Here is an 18,403-nt window from a genome sequence, read left to right as displayed (position 1 = left end):
GATGTCCGACGCCACCCTGCACGAGCATGAGCTGCGGCTCTCGGCCTGCCCGGCCTGCGACGCGGCGCCCCTGGCGCAGCGCCTGGCCGATGCGCGGGGCGGGCAGGCCGACGTGATCCTGTCGCTGCCGACGATCCATTGCGCGACCTGCATCACCGATGTCGAGCGGGTGCTGACCCGCCATCCCGGCGTGCGCGCGGCGCGGGTGAACCTGACCCTGCGCCGGGTGACGGTGGATGCCCCGGGCCTGAGTGCCGCCGAGTTGATCCCGGTCGTCGAATCCATCGGCTACGAGGCGCATGAGCTCGACCCTGCCGCGCTGTCGGCCAGCGCCGCCGACCGGCAGGGCCGCGACATCCTGATGCGCATCGGCGTCTCGGGTTTCGCGATGATGAACATCATGATCCTGTCCGTCGCGGTCTGGTCGGGGGCCGACGATGCCACCCGCGACCTGTTCCACTGGATCTCGGGCGCTATCGCCCTGCCGACGGTGGCCTTTGCCGGCCAGCCCTTCTTTGCCAGCGCCTGGCGGGCCTTGCGCCACGGCCGGCTGGGCATGGACGTGCCGATCTCGCTGGCGCTGGTGCTGGCCTCGGCGATCTCGGTCTATGAGACGGTGCATTCCGGCCATCACGCCTATTTCGACGCGGCGGTGATGCTGTGCTTCTTCCTGCTGATCGGCCGCTACCTGGACTATCGCACCCGTGCCGTGGCGCGTTCCGCCGCCGAGGAGCTGACCGCGCTCGAGGTGCCGCGCGCCTTTCGCCTGACCGCGGCGGGGGAGGAACCGGTGCCGGTGGCCGAGCTGGTCCCGGGCGACCTGATCCGCATCCGCCCCGGCGCCCGCGTGCCCGCCGATGGCGAGATCGCCGAAGGCCGCAGCGAGATCGACCGCGCGCTGCTGACCGGCGAAAGCATTCCGGTCGCGGCCGCGCCGGGCATGGCGCTGTCGGCGGGCGAGGTGAACCTGACCGGCCCGCTGGTGCTGCGCGTGACGGCGGCCGGGCGCGACAGTTCGCTCGCGCGGCTGACGGCGCTGGTCGCGGCGGCGGAATCGGCGCGCGGGCATTACACCGGACTGGCCGACCGGGCCTCGCGGCTTTATTCGCCGCTGGTGCATCTGATGGCCTTCTGCAGCTTCCTCGGCTGGTATCTGGCCACGCATGACCTGCGGCTGGCGGTGAACGTCGCCGCGGCGGTGCTGATCATCACCTGCCCCTGCGCCCTGGGCCTGGCGGTGCCGGCGGTGATCACCGCGGCCTCGGGGCGGCTGTTCCGGCGCGGCATGCTGATCAAGGACGGCACGGCGCTGGAGCGGCTGGCCGATGTCGATTGCGTGGTCTTCGACAAGACCGGGACGCTGACCATGGGCGTGCCGCAGCTGGTCTCGCTGGACGGCCTCGCCCCCGAGACGCGGCCGGCGGCGCTGGCGCTGGCGCAAGGGTCGGGCCATCCGCTGTCGCAGGCCCTGGCCCAGGCGCTGGCCGAGGCGGGCACGCAGCCGGCGGCCCTGGAGGATCTGCGCGAAGTGCCGGGCTACGGCATCGCCGGGCGCTGGCAGGGGCGCGAGGTCCGGCTCGGCCGCGCCGATTGGCTGGGCGCCAGCCATGGCGACGCGCGGCTTTCGGCCAGCTGGCTGGACCTGGGGCAGGGCGTCCCGATCCGGCTGGAGTTTTCCGACCGGCTGCGCCCGGGCGCCGAGACCTGCGTCGCCCGGCTGCTGGCGCGGCGGCAGCGCGTGCTGCTGCTGTCCGGCGATGCGGCGCCGGTGGTCGAGGATCTGGCGGCGCGGCTCGGCATCGCCGAATGGCGCGCCGGGGTGACGCCGCTCGACAAGGCCGAGGCCGTCCGCGCCTTGGGCAGCGAAGGGCATCATGTGCTGATGGTCGGCGACGGGCTCAACGATACCGCCGCGCTGGCCGAGGCGCATGTCTCGATCTCGCCCGCCTCGGCGCTGGATGCGGCCCGCACCGCCTCGGACATCGTGCTGATGGGCAGCGACCTCGGCCCGGTGGCCGAGGCGCTGGACGTCGCCCGCCGCGCGCGTTCCCGGATCAAGGAGAATTTCGCCATTTCGCTGGGCTATAATGTCGTCGCGGTGCCCTTTGCCATCGCGGGTCTCGCCACGCCGCTGATGGCGGCGCTGGCCATGTCGCTGAGCTCGATCAGCGTGACGCTGAACGCCCTGCGGCTGCGTTAGGAGAGTGCCATGGAAGTTCTCAGCATCCTGATTCCGGTTTCCCTGGGCCTGGGCACGCTGGGCCTTCTGGCCTTCGTCTGGGCCCTGCGCGGCCGGCAATACGAGGACCCCAAGGGCGACGCCGAGCGGATCCTCAGCCAGGAGTGGGACGACCATCCCAAGCCCTGAGCCGGAAACGGGGTTGTGTCGGCGCATCGGAAGCGGGGCGGGGCCGGACAAACTGACCGAAGAGCCTCGGGCGTCTCTGCTTTCTGAAGGCGCTGCCTTCTTGGAGAGCCAACCCGGCAGCCGCCTTCTCCGATGATCGCGGCAGGCAAGGCGCGCGTTGCAAGTAACGGGGTGCCGCTTCTCACGATCATGCTTCGGGCGGTCTTCCTTCAGCCGGCCGCCGTGGACGTAGCATTAGGCGCGGCGAAAACTTGTGCCGAACGGCCATCATCGCGCAATCGACCGGCAGCCTGCTGCCCACCGCCATGCCGGTCAGGAAGCGCAGCGACAGAAGCGCACGACCACGATGCAGTCATGCCCCCTCTCGACCGGCTGGCGGTGCAGGCCATGGCCGCAGGGGACTGCCCCATGGCAAAACCGCAGCTGCCTCGCTCGCGGCCAGCTTTTCCGCCTGCTTGCGGATGAGATCGGGCCGGTTCGGCACAAAGCCCCGGTGCCGAACCTCAGCGCCGCCCGCGCGCAACGGCGACAGAGATCGGCGCCTGATGGACGTCTGGCCCGATGAACCTGTTCCTCCAATTCTCGAGGCTCGGCACCAGCCAATCCGGTGCAACCCTCGAACGGAGAATGCCGCGGGAGAGGCCGCCGACCCAGTCAGATCACCCGACGATCATGGGGGCTGAGGCTGCCGAAGTCTTGTGACCAAGAAAGTCAAGGAAACGCCGCTGCGCAAGCCGAAGCCCTGCTGAGCCTGCCCAAAGCCCGGCGGCCAGCAAGACGCCCAAAACAAACTAGGGCGCTCGAAAGGCGAAATCCCGGCCTCTCCACCGGGATTCTCAGCGCTCATGGCGGATCAGAGTTGATCGGCGCCGCGGTCGATCCCGGCAATCAGGGACCAACCACCGTGCAGTCCTGCTGTCGTGCGGCCAGGCGGTCGCAGGCCAGTTCGGCGGTCTCTTTCGCCATGCCGACGAAATTCGCCTCGAAGCCGCGCTTGGTATTGGCGACGCGGCTGACCGCGCTGCCCAGCGCGGCATTCTCCTGCAACGCCGTCTTCAACAGCAATTGTTCGGCCTCGCGCTGCGAGCGGAAGAGGCCCAGGTTCACGCCCCAGCCCTTGCCGCCGCCGGTTCCGCGCGAGACGATCTCGGTCGGCTCGGGCGCGGCTTCGTCAGGCTGCAGCGAGGCCAGGATGATGGTTTCCGAACGCCGCTCGGGCGCAGGCGAGGCCAGCAGCGCCAGGCTTTCCGGCTGCGGCGCGGTGCTTTGCACGAACAGCGAGGCGGAACCGGCCGTATCAGCGGGTGCCAGGCTGGCCGACCGGTCGCTGCGCGGCGCCGGGGCAGGGCGGACGGCGTCGATCTGGTTCGGTGCGGGTTGGCCTTGCACCGGCTCGGCCATCGCTTCGGAGGCGTCGCCCTCTTCGGGGCGCGCCGCGGGGCGGGCGGCCCGGGCCAGCACGTTCGGATCGACGGCGGCATTGGCGACCGGGCCCGCGCCGGGCTTGCGGTTCGGCCGGGCGCTGGCGGCCAGCGTGCCGGCATCGCCCGTGGCGCGCGAACCGGCCCTGGCCTGGGCGCGCGACACCGCCGCCGAGATTGCCGCGGGGGTCACCACCGCCGCGGTCGAAGCCCGCGCCACCGGCCGGTCCGAGGCCGAGAGCCGCACCGAGGATGCGGCGGAGCCGGGGCTCGTCGGCACCACGGTCGCGACCTGCACCGTGCGGCGCACCTTCTTCTCGGCCACGAGCTGCGGCGGGGCGGGCTTTACCTCACGCACACGGTTGGGGGCCTTTCCGAAACCGGCATCCAGCAGCTGCGCCATCACCGCGTTGCGATGCGCGGTCGAATTGCCGCCCAGAACCGTCGCCACGATGCGCTTGGAGCCGCGCTTGGCCGAGGCGGTCAGGTTGAAGCCCGCCGCGCGGGTATAGCCGGTCTTGATCCCGTCCGCGCCCTCGTAGCTGTCCAGGAAACGGCGGTTGGTGCTCGACACCGTGGCGATGCCCGCATCCGCCGAGCGGCGCGAGAAGATCGAGTAATATTGCGGGAAATCGTAGAACAGCCGCCGGCCCAGGATCGACATGTCGCGGGCGGTGGAATAATGCCCCTCGATCGTCAACCCGTTGGCGTTGCGGAAATTCGAGTTGCGCATGCCGAGCGCGCGCGCCATCTGCGTCATCTGCGCGGCGAATTTCGGCTCGGAGCCCGCCAGGCCCTCGCCGATCACGGTGGCGGCGTCATTGGCGGATTTCACCGCCGCGGCGCGGATCAGATAGCGCAGCTCGATGCGTTGCCCCGCCTTGAGCCCCAGCCGCGACGGCGGCTGCGAGGCGGCATGGCTCGACACCAGGAACTTGCTGTCCAGCCGGACCTGGCCGCGCTCGATGGCGTTGAAGGCCAGGTAAAGCGTCATCATCTTGGTCAGCGAGGCGGGATGCAGCCGCGTGTCGGCGTTCTGCGAATAGATTTCCTGCCCCGTGCGCGCATCCATGACGAAGGCCGCGAAAGGCGCCGCTGCCACGGCCATGGGCACGGCCCATGCCAATAGGATCATCAGTCCCAAGCGGACATTCTTGCTGATTCTGCTCACGGTCCCGGTCTTTCTGCCTCTGAGGGCCCGTTCATTATGCGGACCCTTCATTAATAAAGTGACAATAACACGCATTCCGGCGCACGGAAACCGTAAGTTTGGCACCGCGAGGCGCAATCTGCCGGCGGTTGCATGCCCCTTGCGGCGGCACCCCCAGGGCGGGGCTTACCAACCGGGGGGAAAGTGCCTATATTCGGTCGCAGAACCGTTCCCATCCTGTTGCAAGCCTCGTGACCAGACCGCAGATGACCAACCCACCCGGAGACCGCGACGAGGTCGAGCTGGGGGTCAAGACCCGCCCCCGGACGAAACGGCCGCCGATGTACAAGGTGTTGCTGCTGAACGACGATTTCACGCCGATGGAATTCGTCGTCCATGTGCTCGAGCGGCTGTTCAGCATGACCCACGGCCAGGCGATCGAGATCATGCTGACCGTGCATCGCAAGGGGGTGGCGGTGGTCGGCGTCTTCTCGCACGAGATCGCGGAAACCAAGGTGGCGCAGGTGATGGAACTTGCCCGCCGTCAGCAGCATCCGCTGCAATGCACCATGGAAAAAGAGTAGAAATTGGCTGGATCACGGCTGGAACTTGTCTTTGGCGGCGAGCCGCCCGAGGGTCGCCTGTTGTTGCTGGGTGCCGGCGGCGACACGGACCTTTCGCCTTTCGACGCCGCGCGGACGCAGGTCGTTCAGGGCTTCTTTCCCGACCACCAGGCGCTGAAGGCGCGCGGCTTCGATGTCGTGACCGCGGCCTCGGGTCCGTTCGATGCGGCGGTGGTGTTCCTGCCGCGCGCCCGGGCCGAGGCGCGGGCCCGCATCGCCGAGGCGGCCTTGCATCTGCCTGCCGGCGCTGCGCTGTGGATCGACGGGCAAAAGACCGATGGCATCGACGCCGTGCTGAAGGAGATGCGCGGACTTGCCCCGGTCGACGGGGTCGAATCGCGCGCGCATGGCAAGATCTTTCGCGTGACCCTGCCCGAACCGGGCTGGCTGCCCGAGGACTGGGCGGCGCAGGATCACCAGGCCGCGCCCGGGATGGTGACGCGGCCGGGGGTGTTCTCGGCCGACGGGCCGGACCCGGCCTCGCAGGCGCTGGCGGCGGCCCTGCCGGAAAAGCTGCCGAGCCGGATCGTCGATCTGGGCGCGGGCTGGGGCTGGCTCGCGGCGCAGATCCTGACCCATCCCGGCGTCGGCACGCTGCATCTGGTCGAGGCCGATGCCACGGCGCTGGACTGCGCGCGCCGCAACGTGACCGATCCGCGCGCCCAGTTCCACTGGGCCGATGCCTTGGATTTCCGCCTGCCCGAGCCGGTGAACGGCGTCATCATGAACCCGCCCTTCCATGACGGCCGCGCGGCCGATCCGCGCATCGGTGCCGGCTTCATTCGCGCCGCTGCCGGGCTGCTGACCGGGGCGGGGCGGCTGTGGATGGTCGCCAACCGGCACCTGCCCTATGAGCAGGTGCTGAAGGGCAGCTTTGCCGATGTGGCCGAGCTGGGCGGCGACGCGCGCTTCAAGATCCTGACCGCCACCGGCGCGCGTCGCGGCGGTGCCGCCGGGCGCGGCCAGCCGAAGGGAAGCAGAAGATGAGCCTGTCGATCCAGGGCAAGACCGCCATCGTGACCGGGGCCGCGCGCGGCATCGGCCTGGCCATCGCCCGGCATTTCGCCGCGGTCGGTGCCAATGTCATGTTCGCCGACAGCGACGAGGCGGCGCTGGAAGCCGAGCTGGGCGCCGATGCGGGTGCCGAGGGACCGATCCGCGCCTTTGCCGGCGACCTGGGCCAGAAGCTGACGCTGGCGAACCTGGTCTCGGCCACCATCGATGCCTTCGACCGCGTGGACATCCTGGTCAACGCCCATCGCATGGTGCAGGGCTGCGATCCGCTGGCGGTCAGCGAGGACATGCTGGCCGAGATGCTGCGCCAGAACATGATCTCGGGCCTGCGGCTGTCGCAGATGGTCGCCAAGCGCATGCTGGCCCAGGTCGAGAACAGCGACATCCCGCCCCTGCAAAGCGGCGCCATCGTCAACCTGACCTCGCTGGCGGCCGACTGGCCGCAGCCGCAGATGCTGGCCTATTCCATCGCCAGCGCCGCGCAGGCGCAGGCGACGCGCTCGCTGGCCGCGGCGCTGGCCCCGCAGCGCATCCGCGTGAACGGGGTGGCCTTCGCCAGCATCATGTCGAACAACATGCAGCTGAAGCTGCGCGAAGATCCCGGCCTGCGCGACCGCATGATCGCGGCGACGCCGCTCGGCCGCATCGCCGGCGCGGACGAGCTGGCCGGCACCGTGCAATTCTTGGCCAGCGAGGCCTCGGGCTTCATCACCGGGCAGATCCTGCGCGTCGATGGCGGGCGCAGCTTGGGCGATCCGCTGGCGCCCGGGGTCTATTGAGGCGCGCCTGTCAGGACTTGTCTTCCTCGGGATAGGCGGCCTTGCAGGCCTTGACCGCGGCGGCGGCATTCGGCGTCAGCGCCTGCTTGCGGGCGGCGAGGTTGGCGCGCTTGCGTTCCTCGGCGGCCGGGTCGATCGGCACGCGGTAACGCTCGGTATCGGCGACCTCGCGCATGCAGCTGCGGTTGACGATGCGCGCATGGCCGTCCTTGTCGCGGATGACATAGGGGCAATCGTCCCATTCGGTGCGGGTCACCGTGCGTTCTTCCCAGGCATAGCCGCGCGCCAGGTTCGCCTCGACCTCGGCCAGCAGGTTCGAGACCGTGCGGTATTCCCGCGTGTTGCGGCTGATGCATTGTTCCTGCGGCGTGCCGCAGGCTGCGACGACCAGGACAGGCATCAGGGCAAGCAGGATGTTGCGGGTCATGGCGGGGATCTCTAGTTGTTCTGTCGGAAAGCATAGGCCTGCGATTTCGGCAGGGCAATTCACGAATGCAGGGACAAGCCATGGAGATGAGCCAAGAACGTCAGGAAGCCGCGGCCTGGTTTCGCAGCCTGCGCGACCGCATCACCGCCGCCTTCGAGGGGCTCGAGGATCGCGGTCCCGGCAGCGCCCCGCCCGGCCGCTTCGAGCTGCGCGAGACCCGGCGCGGCGCGGATGGCGGCGGCGGGCTGATGTCGGTGATGCGCGGCGGCCGGGTCTTCGAGAAGGTCGGCGTCAACTGGTCGGCGGTGCATGGCGAATTGCTGCCCGCCGCCCGCCAGGCCATGGCCGCGCGCGGCGTGCCGGGGATCGAGGCGGACCCGCGCTTCTGGGCCTCGGGCATCAGCCTGGTCGCGCATATGCAGAACCCGCACGCGCCGGCCGTCCACATGAACACGCGCATGTTCTGGACGCCGGGCGCCTGGTGGTTCGGCGGCGGTGCCGACCTGAATCCCTGCCTGGAGGTCGCCGCGGATACGGCGCATTTCCACGACACGCTGCGCGCGGCCTGCGCGCCCCACGGCGCCGATTACTACGACCGTTTCAAGGCTTGGGCGGATGAGTATTTCTTTGTCCCGCATCGCGGCCGGGCACGGGGCGTCGGCGGCATCTTCTACGACGATCTCAATACCGGCGACTGGCAGGCCGATTTCGCCTTTACCAAGGCGGTGGGCGAGGCCTTCCTGCCCGCCTTCCTGCCGCTGGCCGAAAAGCGCATGGCCCAGCCCTGGGGCGAGGCCGAGAAGGACGCGCAGCTGATCCACCGCGGCCTCTATGCCGAATACAATCTGGTCTATGACCGCGGCACCAAATTCGGCCTCGCCACCGGCCACGATCCCGAGGCGGTGCTGATGAGCCTGCCGCCGCTGGCGAAATGGGTCTGATGCCGGACCTGCCCGACCTCTACCTGATGCGGCACGGGCAGACGGAATGGAACGCCGAAGGCCGGATGCAGGGGCGGCTGGATTCGGCGCTGACGCCGCTGGGCGTGGCGCAGGCGCGGCGGCAGGCCTGGCTTTTGCGCGACCTGACCGGCCTTGCCCGCTATGCCAGCACGGCCGGGCGCGCGCAGCAGACCGCGCGCATCGTCTTTGCCGGCGCGGATTTCCTCAGCGACGTCCGCCTGCACGAGATCGACATCGGCCATTTCACCGGCCGCACGGCCGAGGCGCTGCGGGCCGAGCATCCGGCGCTGTTCGCGGGCGGCGCGCTGGACTGGTATGACCGCGCGCCGGGGGGCGAGCATTTCGCCGGCCTCCAGGCCCGGGTGCGGGCCTTTCTGCGCGAGCTTTCGGGCCCGGCGCTGATCGTCACCCATGGCGTGACCCTGCGCATGCTGCGGCTTCAGGCGATGGGCCTGCCGCTGTCGCGGCTGGCCGAGATGCCGGTGCTGCAAGGCGCCGTGCATCTGGTCAGCCGCGGGCGGCACCGGATGTTTCTTTAGCCGCGGGCGGGCAGGGGACGGGCCGGGTTGCCCACCACGGTGGCGCCGGCGGGAACGTCGCGCGTCACCACCGCGCCCGCGCCGACGATGGCGCCGTCGCCGATGGTGATGCCGGGCAGCACGATGGCGCCGCCGCCGATCCAGACATCGTCGCCGATGGTGATCGGCTTGCCCCATTCCTCACCGGCGGCCCGGCGGCCGGCATCGCGCGGCCGGTCCTCGGTCAAGAGCTGGACCGCGGTGCCGAACTGGCAGCGCGCGCCGATGCGAATCTCGCAGATGTCCATGAAGAAGCAGCCGTAATTCACGAAACAGCCTTCGCCGAAGTGAATGTGCTTGCCATAGTCGACGTGAAAGGGCGCGCGCACCACGGCGCCGTTCCAGCTGCCCAGCAGCTGGGCCAGCGTGCGGGCACGGGTCTTGTCGCCGATGATGGTGGCATTGTATTCGCGCATCAGGCCCTGGGCCGTCTTGCGCATGGCAACCAACTCGCCGTCGCCGGGATCATAGGCCCGTCCGGCCAGCATATCCGTGAGCGCGCTCAAATGAACCCCAGCTCCAGCCGGGCCTCGTCCGACATCATGTCCATGCCCCATTGCGGCTGGAATGTCATCTCGACATCGACCTGCTTGACGCCCGGCATGGCGCCCACGGCGTCGGCGACCCAGCCCGGCATCTCGCCGGCGACCGGGCATCCCGGCGCGGTCAGGGTCATGACGATGCGCACGGCGTTCTCGGCGTCGATGGCGATGGTATAGATCAACCCCAGGTCGAAGATGTTCACCGGGATCTCGGGGTCATAGACCGTCTTGCAGGCCTCGACCACGCTGTCATACAGCGGATGCTCGGTCGTCGAGGGCGCGATCAGCGGATCGCCTTCCTTGAGGGTTTCGTCGGTCATTGCGCCCGTCCTGTGAAAGCCTGGCGCTTATATAGGGTGTGCTTTCCGCAGGGTCCAGCCCGGGTCTCAGAAGCGGAAGTTCAGCCGCCGCGCCACGCCGATGCTGACCGAGGGCTGGTTGCGCTCCTGCACCAGCGGCGAATCGCTGGCATCGCCCAGCAGGCGACCATAGGTCAGCCGGCCCATCAGCGCGGTGTCGGGCATGAATTCATAGCGCGCCTCGACGCTGAGCCGGGCGATATAGGCGCCGCCCTCGGGATCATAGGCGCGATGGCCGCTGGAGATCGATTCGCCCCCGGTGACGCCGAAATAGGTGTCGGTGAAATCGTCGCTGCCCAGGCCCAGCTCGGCCCCGGTCCAGAGCGTCAGCCGGTCGTTGTATTCCATGCGGTATTTCGCGCCCAGCTCACCCACCACGCCATGGTGGCCGCCGAAGCCCTTGCGGATGGCGCCATAGCTGGTCATGTCGCCCATGCGATAGGAAACCTTGAGTCCCGCCTCGCCGGCGATGCCCACGTCGGACATGCCGTGCAGGTCGGGATAGTCGCTGGCTTCGCGCTTGCCGATATAGTTCAGCGAGGGCAGGAACGAGAATCCGTCCGGCTTGTCGCGGTCGGCATCGGCGTTCTTCAGGATCAGCCAGGGCGAGGAATCCAGGTTGTCCGAGCCCATGTATTCCGGGCTGTATTTCACCCCGAGCCCGGCGTCGAAGGAAAAGCTGCGCCCGGCCAGCGATTGCGCCATGGCCGGCGTTCCCAGCGCGGTGGCAGAGAGCAGGGCGAGCGCGATCAGACGGGTCATGGGCGAATCCTTGTCAACTTGCCCGAAGGCATTGGGCGAAACCGCTTGCCGGGGCAAGCCCGCGCTGCGGCTTGCCGGACGAAAAGCCGTGATGTGTGGCTTTCAGGCGCGCAGCGCGTCCTCGAGCCGTTCCAGCGCTTCCATCCACAGCCCCTCGGCGCGGGTCATCGCCGCGCTGGCCTCGGCATGCTTGCGGCCGAAGGCCTCGGCCTTCTGCGCGTCGTCATAGGTGGCCGGGTCGGCCATGATGGCGTCGAGCTTTTCCAGCATGGCGGTCAGCTTCTCGACCCGCTCCTCGGCACGGCGGGCCTCGGCGCGCAGTTCCAGCACCTGATCGCGCGAGGGACGTTTCGCCGCCGGCTTCGGCTCGGGTTTCGCGGCGGGCTTCTCCTCGCCCGAGAGCAGCATCTTGCGGTAATCGTCCAGATCGCCCTGCCAGGGCGCGACCCCGACCTGATCGACCAGCCACAGCCGCTCGGCCACCAGGTTCAGCAGGTGCATGTCGTGGCTGACCAGCACCACGGCGCCGGTATAGTCGTTCAGCGCCTCGGTCAGCGCCTCGCGGCTTTCGATGTCCAGATGGTTCGTCGGCTCGTCCAGGATCAGCAGATGCGGCGCGTCGATGGTCGCGAGCAGCAGCGACAACCGCGCCTTCTGCCCGCCCGAAAGCTGCCGCACCTTGGTCTCGGCCTGCGCCTCCATCAGGCCGAAGCCGGCCAGCCGCGCCCGCAGCCGGGGCGGCGTCTCGTCCGGGCGCAGCCGGCGGACATGGGCCAGGGGCGTCTCGTCCAGCTCCAGCTCATCGACCTGGTGCTGGGCGAAATAGCCGATGCGCAGCTTGCCCGAGCGGTTGATCCGCCCCTCCATCGGCTCCAGCCGACCGGCCAGCAGTTTCGACAGCGTGGACTTGCCCTGGCCGTTGCGGCCCAGAAGCGCGATGCGGTCGTCCTGGTCGATGCGCAGCGCCAGCCGGTGCAGCACCACCCGGTCGCCATAGCCGACCGAAACCCCGTCCAGCGAGACGATGGGCGGCGACAGCTGGTCGGGCTGCGGAAAGCTGAAGCGGTGGAACCTGGCCTCTTCCGGGGCGGTGATCGGCTCCATCTTCGCCAGCATCTTGATGCGGGCCTGCGCCTGCACGGCCTTGCTGGCCTTGGCGCGGAATCGGTCGACGAAGCTTTGCAGATGCGCGCGCCGCGCCTCCTGCTTCTTGGCCTCGGCCGCTTGCAGGGCGCGCTTTTCGGCCCGGGTGCGGGCGAACGTGTCGTAGCCGCCCGAATAAAGCACCAGCTTGCGATCCTCGAGATGCAGGATATGGCCGACGGCGCGATTGAGCAGGTCGCGGTCGTGGCTGATGACGATGACGGTATGCGGATAGCGTTGCAGATAGCTTTCCAGCCATAGCGCGCCTTCCAGGTCCAGATAGTTCGTCGGCTCGTCCAGCAGCAGGAGGTCGGGCTGCGAGAACAGCACCCCGGCCAGCGCGACCCGCATGCGCCAGCCGCCGGAATAGTCGCTGGTCGGCCGTGCCTGATCCTCGGTCGAGAAACCCAGGCCGCGCAGGATGGTCGCGGCGCGGGCCTCGGCCGACCAGGCGTCGATGTCGGCCAGGCGGGTCTGGATCTCGGCGATGCGATGCGGATCGGTCGCGGTCGCGGATTCCGCCAGCAGGGCGGCGCGTTCCTCGTCGGCGGCCAGCACCGTCTCCAGCACGCTTGTCGCGGTGCCCGGCGCCTCTTGTGCGACGCCGCCGATGCGGGCGCGGGCGGGCAGGGTGATCGCGCCGCCGTCAAGGCCCAGCTCGCCCCGGATCAGCTTGAAGAGCGTGGTCTTGCCGGCGCCGTTCGGCCCGACGAGGCCGACCTTGTGGCCGTCGGGAATGGTGGCGCTGGCCTGCTCGAACAGCGGCCGGCCGGCGATGGAATAGGATATGTCGTCGATGCGCAGCATGGCCCCCGCATGGACGAAGCGCGCGCGGCCGTCAATCCTGTGTCATGGCCCGCGCCCAGGCGCGCGGCGGGGGCCGCCGCCGCTTTTCAAGCGCCGCGCCGCATGGTAACGGGGCGCGCAATTCCGGGCCATCCCGCCCGGATCAGGAAAAGGACGACCCCAATGGCGACCGAACGCACGCTTTCGATCATCAAACCCGACGCCACCAAGCGCAACCTGACCGGCAAGATCAATGCCAAGTTCGAGGAAGCCGGCCTGCGCATCGTGGCGCAGAAGCGCATCCAGCTGACGCTCGCGCAAGCCGGCCAGTTCTATGCCGAACACAAGGAACGCCCCTTCTACGGCGAGCTGACCGAATTCATGACCTCGGAGCCGGTGGTGGTGCAGGTGCTGGAAGGCGAGGGCGCCATCCTGAAGAACCGCGAAGTCATGGGCGCGACCAACCCGGCCAATGCCGACGAAGGCACCATCCGCAAGGAATTCGCCCTCTCGGTCGGCGAGAACTCGGTGCACGGCTCGGACAGCCCCGAAGCCGCCGCGCGCGAGATCGCCTTCTTCTTCTCGGGCCTCGAACTGGTCGGCTGATCCGGCTTCTTTGCTCCGAAAATACCCAAGACGAAAGGGCCGCCCATCGAGGCGGCCCTTTCTTCCTACTGCCGCTTCGCCGTCAGGTCGAAGCTGATCCCGACCGCGAAACCGACGGTGCTTTCATCGGCATAGCCGCTGCCCACGCCGAAATCGCGCCGGTCCACCTGCATCCGGCCCTTGGCCGTGGCCGTATCGCCCGCGATCGCCAGATCGAAGGGCAGTTCCGCCGGCACGGTTTTTCCGGCGATGGTCAGCGTGCCGCGCGCGACCGGACCCGCGGCCTCGGCCAGGATATCGGCCTCGAATGTCGCGGTCGGATGCGCGGGGGCGTTCAGGAAATCCGGCCCCTTGGCGCTGTCGCTGACCGAGCCCAGCTCCAGCGAGGCGATGTCGATCTTGACCGTCACATGCCCGGCCCGCGCTTCGGGATCATAGTCGATCGCCGCATCCCATTTGCCGAACCGGCCCGAGATCGGGCTGCCCGCCTGCGTGGCCTCGATGGCGAGCGTCCCTTGCTCGACCGCCCAGCCCGAGGCGACGGCCGCCGTCGCGGCGGGCGCCGCGGCATCCTCGTCGGCCTCGGGCACCGCCAGGATTGCCGTCGCGCCCCAGATCGCCAGCGCGGCCAGGGCCGCCAGCAGATGCGACAGCAGGGCGGGCCGGGCCGGCGGCGGCTCGGGCGCGCGGTCGGGAGGGCCGGCCATGCGGCTCATGGTGCCGTCGCGGTCGATCAGCGCATGTTTCACGGCGCCCGCGACATGCAGCCCGATCAGCCCGGCCAGCACCCACCAGCCGGTCTCGTGAAAGCCGGCGAAACGCTCGGCCAGGGCGGCATCCTCGGGGACAAGGGGCAGGCGCTGCCCCAGCGGCCACAGGATGCGGGAAAACACGCCCGGCGCCGCGGAATGCAGCAACCAGCCGGTCAGCGGCATGATGACCATGCCGAGCCACAGCGCCCAATGCACCGCCTCGGCGACGAAGCTTTCCAGCCGCCGGCCGGGATGCAGCGGGCGCGGCTTCCTCTGGGTCAGGGTCCAGAGGATGCGCAGCACCGCCAGGACCAGCGCGGCCACGCCCACGGTCTTGTGGATCGAGAAGGCCTGGAACACCGCCTGCATCTGGTCCTGCGCGCCGCGCGGCAGGCTGCCGGCATAAAGCCCCAGGCCGATGGCGGCCAGGATCAGGACCGCGACGGTCCAGTGGAAAAAGCGGGCCACCCAGCCATAGGCGCGGGATGTGTTGCTGGCTTGCATGCGGTCACTCCATCATTTCGCGCCAGTGCCGGCGGCACAGCGAGACATAGGTTTCATTCCCCCCGATCTGGACCTGCGCGCCGTCATGCAGCGCACGGCCTTCTTCATCCTGCCGCACCACCATGGTGGCCTTGCGGCCGCAATGGCAGATGGTGCGCACCTCGCGCAGGTCGTCCGCCCAGGCCAGAAGCGCGGCCGAGCCCGGAAACAGATTGCCCCGGAAATCGACCCGCAACCCATAGCACATCACCGGCAGGCCCAGGTCGTCGGCGACGCGCGCCAGCTGCCAGACCTGGATCTCGGTCAGGAACTGCGCCTCGTCGACGAAGACGCAGGCGCAGGGCCCTGCCTCGGCGATCAGGGCGAACAGGTCGGTCTCCGGGGTGAAGGTGGCGGCGGGTTCGGAAATGCCGATGCGGCTGGCGATCTGGGCCGGCCCGGCGCGGTCGTCCAGTGCGGCGGTCAGCAGCAGCGTCTGCATGCCACGCTCGCGATAGTTATAGGACGCCTGCAGCAAGAGCGTGCTCTTGCCGGCATTCATCGTCGAGTAATGGAAATAAAGCTTGGCCATGCCGGCAGATAGCCGCGAGGGCCCGATGCGGGCAAGCCGCCGCCCGCAGGCGGCGGCTCACGTTTGCGCGGGGTCGGCCGCGGCTCAGGCCGATTTCGGCGCGCGCGAGGGGCGGCGGGCCGGGCGCTTGCGCGCCGGCTGCTGGCCCGCGGGGCCGCCGCGGCCGGCCGGGCCGCCGCGTTCGCGGATCTTCGCCGCCTCGAAGGGCACCTCGCCGCCGACCACCGGGATCGGCGCCTTCATGGCCTTTTCGATGGCGCGCAATTCGCCGATCTCGGCCGGGGCGCAGAAGGCGATGGCGCGGCCGTCGCGGCCGGCGCGCGCGGTGCGGCCGATGCGGTGGACGTAGTTCTCGGGCACGTTGGGCAGGTCGTAGTTATAGACATGCGCCACCTCGGGAATGTCGAGCCCGCGCGCCGCCACATCGGTCGCGACCAGCACCTTGGTCTCGCCGGCGCGGAAGCCGGACAGGGCGCGCTCGCGCTGGCCCTGGCTCTTGTTGCCGTGGATGGCGGCGACCTTGTAGCCCCATTTCTCCAGCAGTTTCGACAGCTTTTCCGAACCGTGCTTGGTGCGGCCGAAGACGATGGCCAGCTCCTCGCGGTGCTTGGCCAGGTATTCGGCCAGCAGCGTCGCCTTGTCGCCCTGGTTCACGAAATGCACGCCCTGCGCGATCTTGGCCGCCGCCTGGCCCGGAGGGTTCACGGCAACCTTCAGCGGATCGGTCAGATAGCTGTCGGCCAGTTCCTCCATCAGCTTCGGCATGGTGGCCGAGAACAGCAGCGTCTGGCGTTCGCGCGGCAGCATCTTGGCGATGCGGCGCAGCGCGTGGATGAAGCCGATGTCCAGCATCTGGTCGGCCTCGTCCAGCACCAGGTATTTGGTTTGCGACAGGTCCACGGCGCCGCGCTCGATCAGGTCGATCAGCCGGCCGGGCGTGGCGATCAGCACGTCGACGCCGCGCTCCATGCGCATGGTCTGGGTGTTGATCGAGGCGCCGCCGACGACGCGGAACTGCCGGATGGCGGTGCCGGCGGCATAGGCGTCGATGTTCGCGGCGATCTGGGTCGCCAGTTCGCGCGTCGGCGCCAGGATCAGCGCGCGGCAGGTCCGGGGCTCGGGCTTGCGGCCGATGTTCAGCAGCCGCGTCAGCATCGGCAGGCCGAAGGCCGCCGTCTTGCCGGTGCCGGTCTGCGCGAGGCCCAGCAGGTCGCGGCCCTCGACGATGCCGGGGATGGCTTTCTCCTGGATCGGCGAGGGCGCGTCGATGCCCATCGGCGGCAGGTTCACCGCCACGCGGGCGTCGATGCCCATGCGGGTGAAGGGCGTGTCGATGTCGGGGATGGCCCGGCGGATGAACTTCTCTTCGGGCTCGTCGCGGTGGCGGCGGTGGCTGGTGGTCGGCTTGGCATTGCCGCCGCGGAAGCCGGGCTTGCCGCCACGCTCGCCGCGGGGGTGAGCGTCGCCGCGGGGCTGGCCCGAGGCATTCTGGCGCGGCTTGCCCGAACGGTTCGGGCGGGTGGTGTCTTGCGTCATGTCATCTTTCGGCCATGCGGGCCGCGTATCGGCGCGCATGACAAGGGGCCGCATCGCGTGCGGCTGGTTGCGAGGGGCGGGCGCGATACGCTATGCCCGCAAGCCTCCCCGCGTGAATGGGAAACCGGAAAATGTGGCCGACCTGACGCGAATTCGCGTCGCTGCTCACGCGGCAGCGGGCGGCAACTTGGTGCAGATGGCGGCTTTTGCGCGAAAAGTCAAGTGCGATCGGTGGAATCCATCCAGATCGTCACCGGCCCGTCATTGACCAGCGACACCGCCATGTCGGCGCCGAACGCGCCGGTCTCGACCGGCAGGCCCAGGTCGCGCAGGGCCTGCGCAAAGGCCAGGTACAGCGCCTCGCCCCGCGCCGGCGCCTCGGCGCTGGAGAATCCCGGGCGGTTGCCGGTGCGGGTGTCTGCGGCCAGGGTGAACTGGCTGACCACCAGCACCGCGCCGCCGATGTCGGTGACCGAGCGGTTCATCTTGCCCGCCTCGTCGCGGAAGATGCGCAGCCTGGCGATGCGGGCGGCCAGTTTCGCGGGCGCGTCCTCGGGGTCGCCCTGCATGGCGCAGACCAGCACCATCAGCCCCGGGCCGATGCGGCCGATGCTGCGATCCTCGACGGTGACTTCGGCGCGGCTGACGCGCTGGATCAGGGCGCGCATCTCAGCGGCCCAGAATGATGCCCAGCACCACGAACATCAGGCCAAAGACCGATGCCGCCAGCGCCGCCATGTTCACCACCACGACCTTTCGCATGATGGCCCGCATCTGCGCATCGTCCGTGACCCGCGCCTTGGCCCGCGCGGCGGTCAGGATGCACCAGGCCAACGCCACCAGCCCCAAGGCCGTCAGCCCGGTTCCGCCCCAGATCAGCCCGTCCCAGATCGTCATCGCGCCCTCCGTTTGCCGGGCACGGCCTAGCGGCGATTGCACCCGCCCGCAAGACCGCCTAGACCCTGCGGCAAAACAAGGAGCGGATCATGCAGGACGACAACGCCTATGGCATCGCGGCCGGAGAGCTGCGCCAGTTCATCGAGCAATACGAGCAGCTCGAGGCGGAAAAGAAGGACGTGACCGAGCAGCAGAAAGAGCTGATGGCCGAGGCGAAGGCACGCGGCTACGACACCAAGGTCATGCGCAAGGTCATCGCGCTGCGCAAGCGCGACAAGGACGACATCGCCGAAGAGGAAGCCATCCTCGAGATGTACAAGGCCGCATTGAACATGATCTAGCGCCGGGGAGGTGACCGGCGTTTTCAGATCTGCCGATGCCTTGCCCTCGGTGCGCGGCATTGGACGACTGCCGATGCGGACTTGTCCAAGGAGAGCTGCCGAAACCAGGGGTGCTCAGGGGACGTGCCCTGGCCTTGATCCTTCCTGCAGGCCCGACCAGCGTTCCGGCGGTTATCGCCGCTGTTAGGCGCGGGTTGAGCAATCGTCCGAGATGCGGAGCTTTCGTCGCGCGACGGCCTGGCGACTGCGGCGGTCAGGTGCAGGGTGGAGCCTGCGGGGGTG

At 69.2% G+C, this 18,403-nt stretch carries 20 protein-coding genes; 9 read left to right on the top strand and 11 right to left on the bottom strand.

What is annotated here, in order from left to right; genetic code table 11:
• The first annotated feature begins 1 nt into the window (after position 1).
• Complete coding sequence (locus PARN5_RS0101520) at positions 2–2,200, top strand: heavy metal translocating P-type ATPase (protein WP_017998039.1); 2,199 nt, start codon at positions 2–4, stop codon at positions 2,198–2,200.
• 9 nt (positions 2,201–2,209) lie between these two features.
• Positions 2,210–2,368 carry a cbb3-type cytochrome oxidase assembly protein CcoS gene (gene ccoS, locus PARN5_RS0101515; protein ID WP_017998038.1) on the top strand — a complete coding sequence of 53 codons (159 nt, stop codon included), beginning with the start codon at positions 2,210–2,212 and terminating at the stop codon, positions 2,366–2,368.
• 888 nt (positions 2,369–3,256) lie between these two features.
• Here ccoS and PARN5_RS0101510 read toward each other — a convergent pair.
• Positions 3,257–4,960: a D-alanyl-D-alanine carboxypeptidase family protein gene (locus PARN5_RS0101510; protein WP_232419274.1), complete on the bottom strand. Its 1,704-nt coding sequence runs from the start codon at positions 4,958–4,960 to the stop codon at positions 3,257–3,259.
• A gap of 245 nt (positions 4,961–5,205) precedes the next feature.
• Between PARN5_RS0101510 and clpS the strand changes: the two genes are divergently transcribed.
• From clpS to PARN5_RS0101495, 3 genes are read left to right on the top strand one after another with little or no spacing between them, the layout of a single operon-like run.
• Positions 5,206–5,523: an ATP-dependent Clp protease adapter ClpS gene (clpS, locus tag PARN5_RS0101505; protein WP_017998036.1), complete on the top strand. Its 318-nt coding sequence runs from the start codon at positions 5,206–5,208 to the stop codon at positions 5,521–5,523.
• A gap of 3 nt (positions 5,524–5,526) precedes the next feature.
• Positions 5,527–6,549: a methyltransferase gene (locus PARN5_RS0101500; protein ID WP_017998035.1), complete on the top strand. Its 1,023-nt coding sequence runs from the start codon at positions 5,527–5,529 to the stop codon at positions 6,547–6,549.
• Complete coding sequence (locus tag PARN5_RS0101495; protein ID WP_017998034.1) at positions 6,546–7,355, top strand: SDR family oxidoreductase; 810 nt, start codon at positions 6,546–6,548, stop codon at positions 7,353–7,355. The genes PARN5_RS0101500 and PARN5_RS0101495 overlap by 4 nt, the downstream gene beginning before the upstream one ends.
• Before the next feature lie 10 nt (positions 7,356–7,365).
• Here the strand turns inward: PARN5_RS0101495 and PARN5_RS0101490 are convergent, their stop codons facing one another.
• Positions 7,366–7,782: a hypothetical protein gene (locus PARN5_RS0101490; RefSeq protein ID WP_017998033.1), complete on the bottom strand. Its 417-nt coding sequence runs from the start codon at positions 7,780–7,782 to the stop codon at positions 7,366–7,368.
• Between the two features lie 80 nt (positions 7,783–7,862).
• Between PARN5_RS0101490 and hemF the strand changes: the two genes are divergently transcribed.
• Positions 7,863–8,723: an oxygen-dependent coproporphyrinogen oxidase gene (gene hemF / locus PARN5_RS0101485; protein ID WP_017998032.1), complete on the top strand. Its 861-nt coding sequence runs from the start codon at positions 7,863–7,865 to the stop codon at positions 8,721–8,723.
• On the top strand, positions 8,723–9,283 hold the full coding sequence (locus PARN5_RS0101480; protein WP_017998031.1) for a histidine phosphatase family protein: 561 nt from the start codon (positions 8,723–8,725) through the stop codon (positions 9,281–9,283). Before hemF ends, PARN5_RS0101480 begins: the two co-directional genes overlap by 1 nt.
• On the opposite strand, the gene PARN5_RS0101475 is transcribed toward PARN5_RS0101480, so the two are convergent.
• The 4 genes from PARN5_RS0101475 to PARN5_RS0101460 all read right to left on the bottom strand — a co-directional run bounded on the left by PARN5_RS0101475 (position 9,280) and on the right by PARN5_RS0101460 (position 12,935).
• Positions 9,280–9,828: a sugar O-acetyltransferase gene (locus PARN5_RS0101475; protein ID WP_157403892.1), complete on the bottom strand. Its 549-nt coding sequence runs from the start codon at positions 9,826–9,828 to the stop codon at positions 9,280–9,282. The genes PARN5_RS0101480 and PARN5_RS0101475 overlap by 4 nt on opposite strands.
• Positions 9,825–10,184 carry an SUF system Fe-S cluster assembly protein gene (locus PARN5_RS0101470; RefSeq protein WP_017998029.1) on the bottom strand — a complete coding sequence of 120 codons (360 nt, stop codon included), beginning with the start codon at positions 10,182–10,184 and terminating at the stop codon, positions 9,825–9,827. The genes PARN5_RS0101475 and PARN5_RS0101470 overlap by 4 nt, the downstream gene beginning before the upstream one ends.
• Before the next feature lie 66 nt (positions 10,185–10,250).
• The gene (locus tag PARN5_RS0101465) at positions 10,251–10,985 is read right to left on the bottom strand and encodes a MipA/OmpV family protein (RefSeq protein WP_017998028.1); all 735 of its coding nucleotides are present in this window, start codon (positions 10,983–10,985) and stop codon (positions 10,251–10,253) included.
• A gap of 102 nt (positions 10,986–11,087) precedes the next feature.
• On the bottom strand, positions 11,088–12,935 hold the full coding sequence (locus tag PARN5_RS0101460) for an ABC-F family ATP-binding cassette domain-containing protein (RefSeq protein ID WP_017998027.1): 1,848 nt from the start codon (positions 12,933–12,935) through the stop codon (positions 11,088–11,090).
• Positions 12,936–13,097: 162 nt separating this feature from the next.
• Here PARN5_RS0101460 and ndk point away from each other — a divergent pair, with 162 nt between their 5' ends.
• Positions 13,098–13,520 carry a nucleoside-diphosphate kinase gene (ndk, locus tag PARN5_RS0101455; protein WP_017998026.1) on the top strand — a complete coding sequence of 141 codons (423 nt, stop codon included), beginning with the start codon at positions 13,098–13,100 and terminating at the stop codon, positions 13,518–13,520.
• Positions 13,521–13,585: 65 nt separating this feature from the next.
• Here ndk and PARN5_RS0101450 read toward each other — a convergent pair whose 3' ends face one another.
• The 5 genes from PARN5_RS0101450 to PARN5_RS0101430 all read right to left on the bottom strand — a co-directional run bounded on the left by PARN5_RS0101450 (position 13,586) and on the right by PARN5_RS0101430 (position 17,780).
• Entirely contained in the window at positions 13,586–14,776 is a 1,191-nt protein-coding gene (locus PARN5_RS0101450) for a cytochrome b/b6 domain-containing protein (RefSeq protein ID WP_017998025.1), read from the bottom strand.
• Positions 14,777–14,780: 4 nt separating this feature from the next.
• A complete protein-coding gene (locus PARN5_RS0101445) occupies positions 14,781–15,347 on the bottom strand; it encodes a thymidine kinase (protein ID WP_017998024.1) in 567 nt (188 codons plus the stop codon).
• A gap of 84 nt (positions 15,348–15,431) precedes the next feature.
• A complete protein-coding gene (locus PARN5_RS0101440; RefSeq protein ID WP_081614980.1) occupies positions 15,432–16,661 on the bottom strand; it encodes a DEAD/DEAH box helicase in 1,230 nt (409 codons plus the stop codon).
• 440 nt (positions 16,662–17,101) lie between these two features.
• A complete protein-coding gene (dtd, locus tag PARN5_RS0101435; protein ID WP_017998022.1) occupies positions 17,102–17,551 on the bottom strand; it encodes a D-aminoacyl-tRNA deacylase in 450 nt (149 codons plus the stop codon).
• 1 nt (position 17,552) lies between these two features.
• Positions 17,553–17,780 (bottom strand): hypothetical protein, encoded by a 228-nt coding sequence (locus PARN5_RS0101430; protein ID WP_017998021.1) that lies wholly within the window; start codon positions 17,778–17,780, stop codon positions 17,553–17,555.
• Between the two features lie 89 nt (positions 17,781–17,869).
• On the opposite strand from PARN5_RS0101430, the gene PARN5_RS0101425 reads away from it, so the two are divergent.
• Positions 17,870–18,121, top strand: coding sequence for a DUF2312 domain-containing protein (locus PARN5_RS0101425; RefSeq protein WP_017998020.1), 252 nt, complete (start codon positions 17,870–17,872; stop codon positions 18,119–18,121).
• Positions 18,122–18,403 lie beyond the last annotated feature (282 nt).

Source organism: Paracoccus sp. N5, assembly GCF_000371965.1.
Lineage (GTDB): Bacteria > Pseudomonadota > Alphaproteobacteria > Rhodobacterales > Rhodobacteraceae > Paracoccus.
The sequence above is the reverse complement of the archived record's forward strand: the minus strand, read 5'-3'. Positions and strand labels throughout refer to the sequence as shown.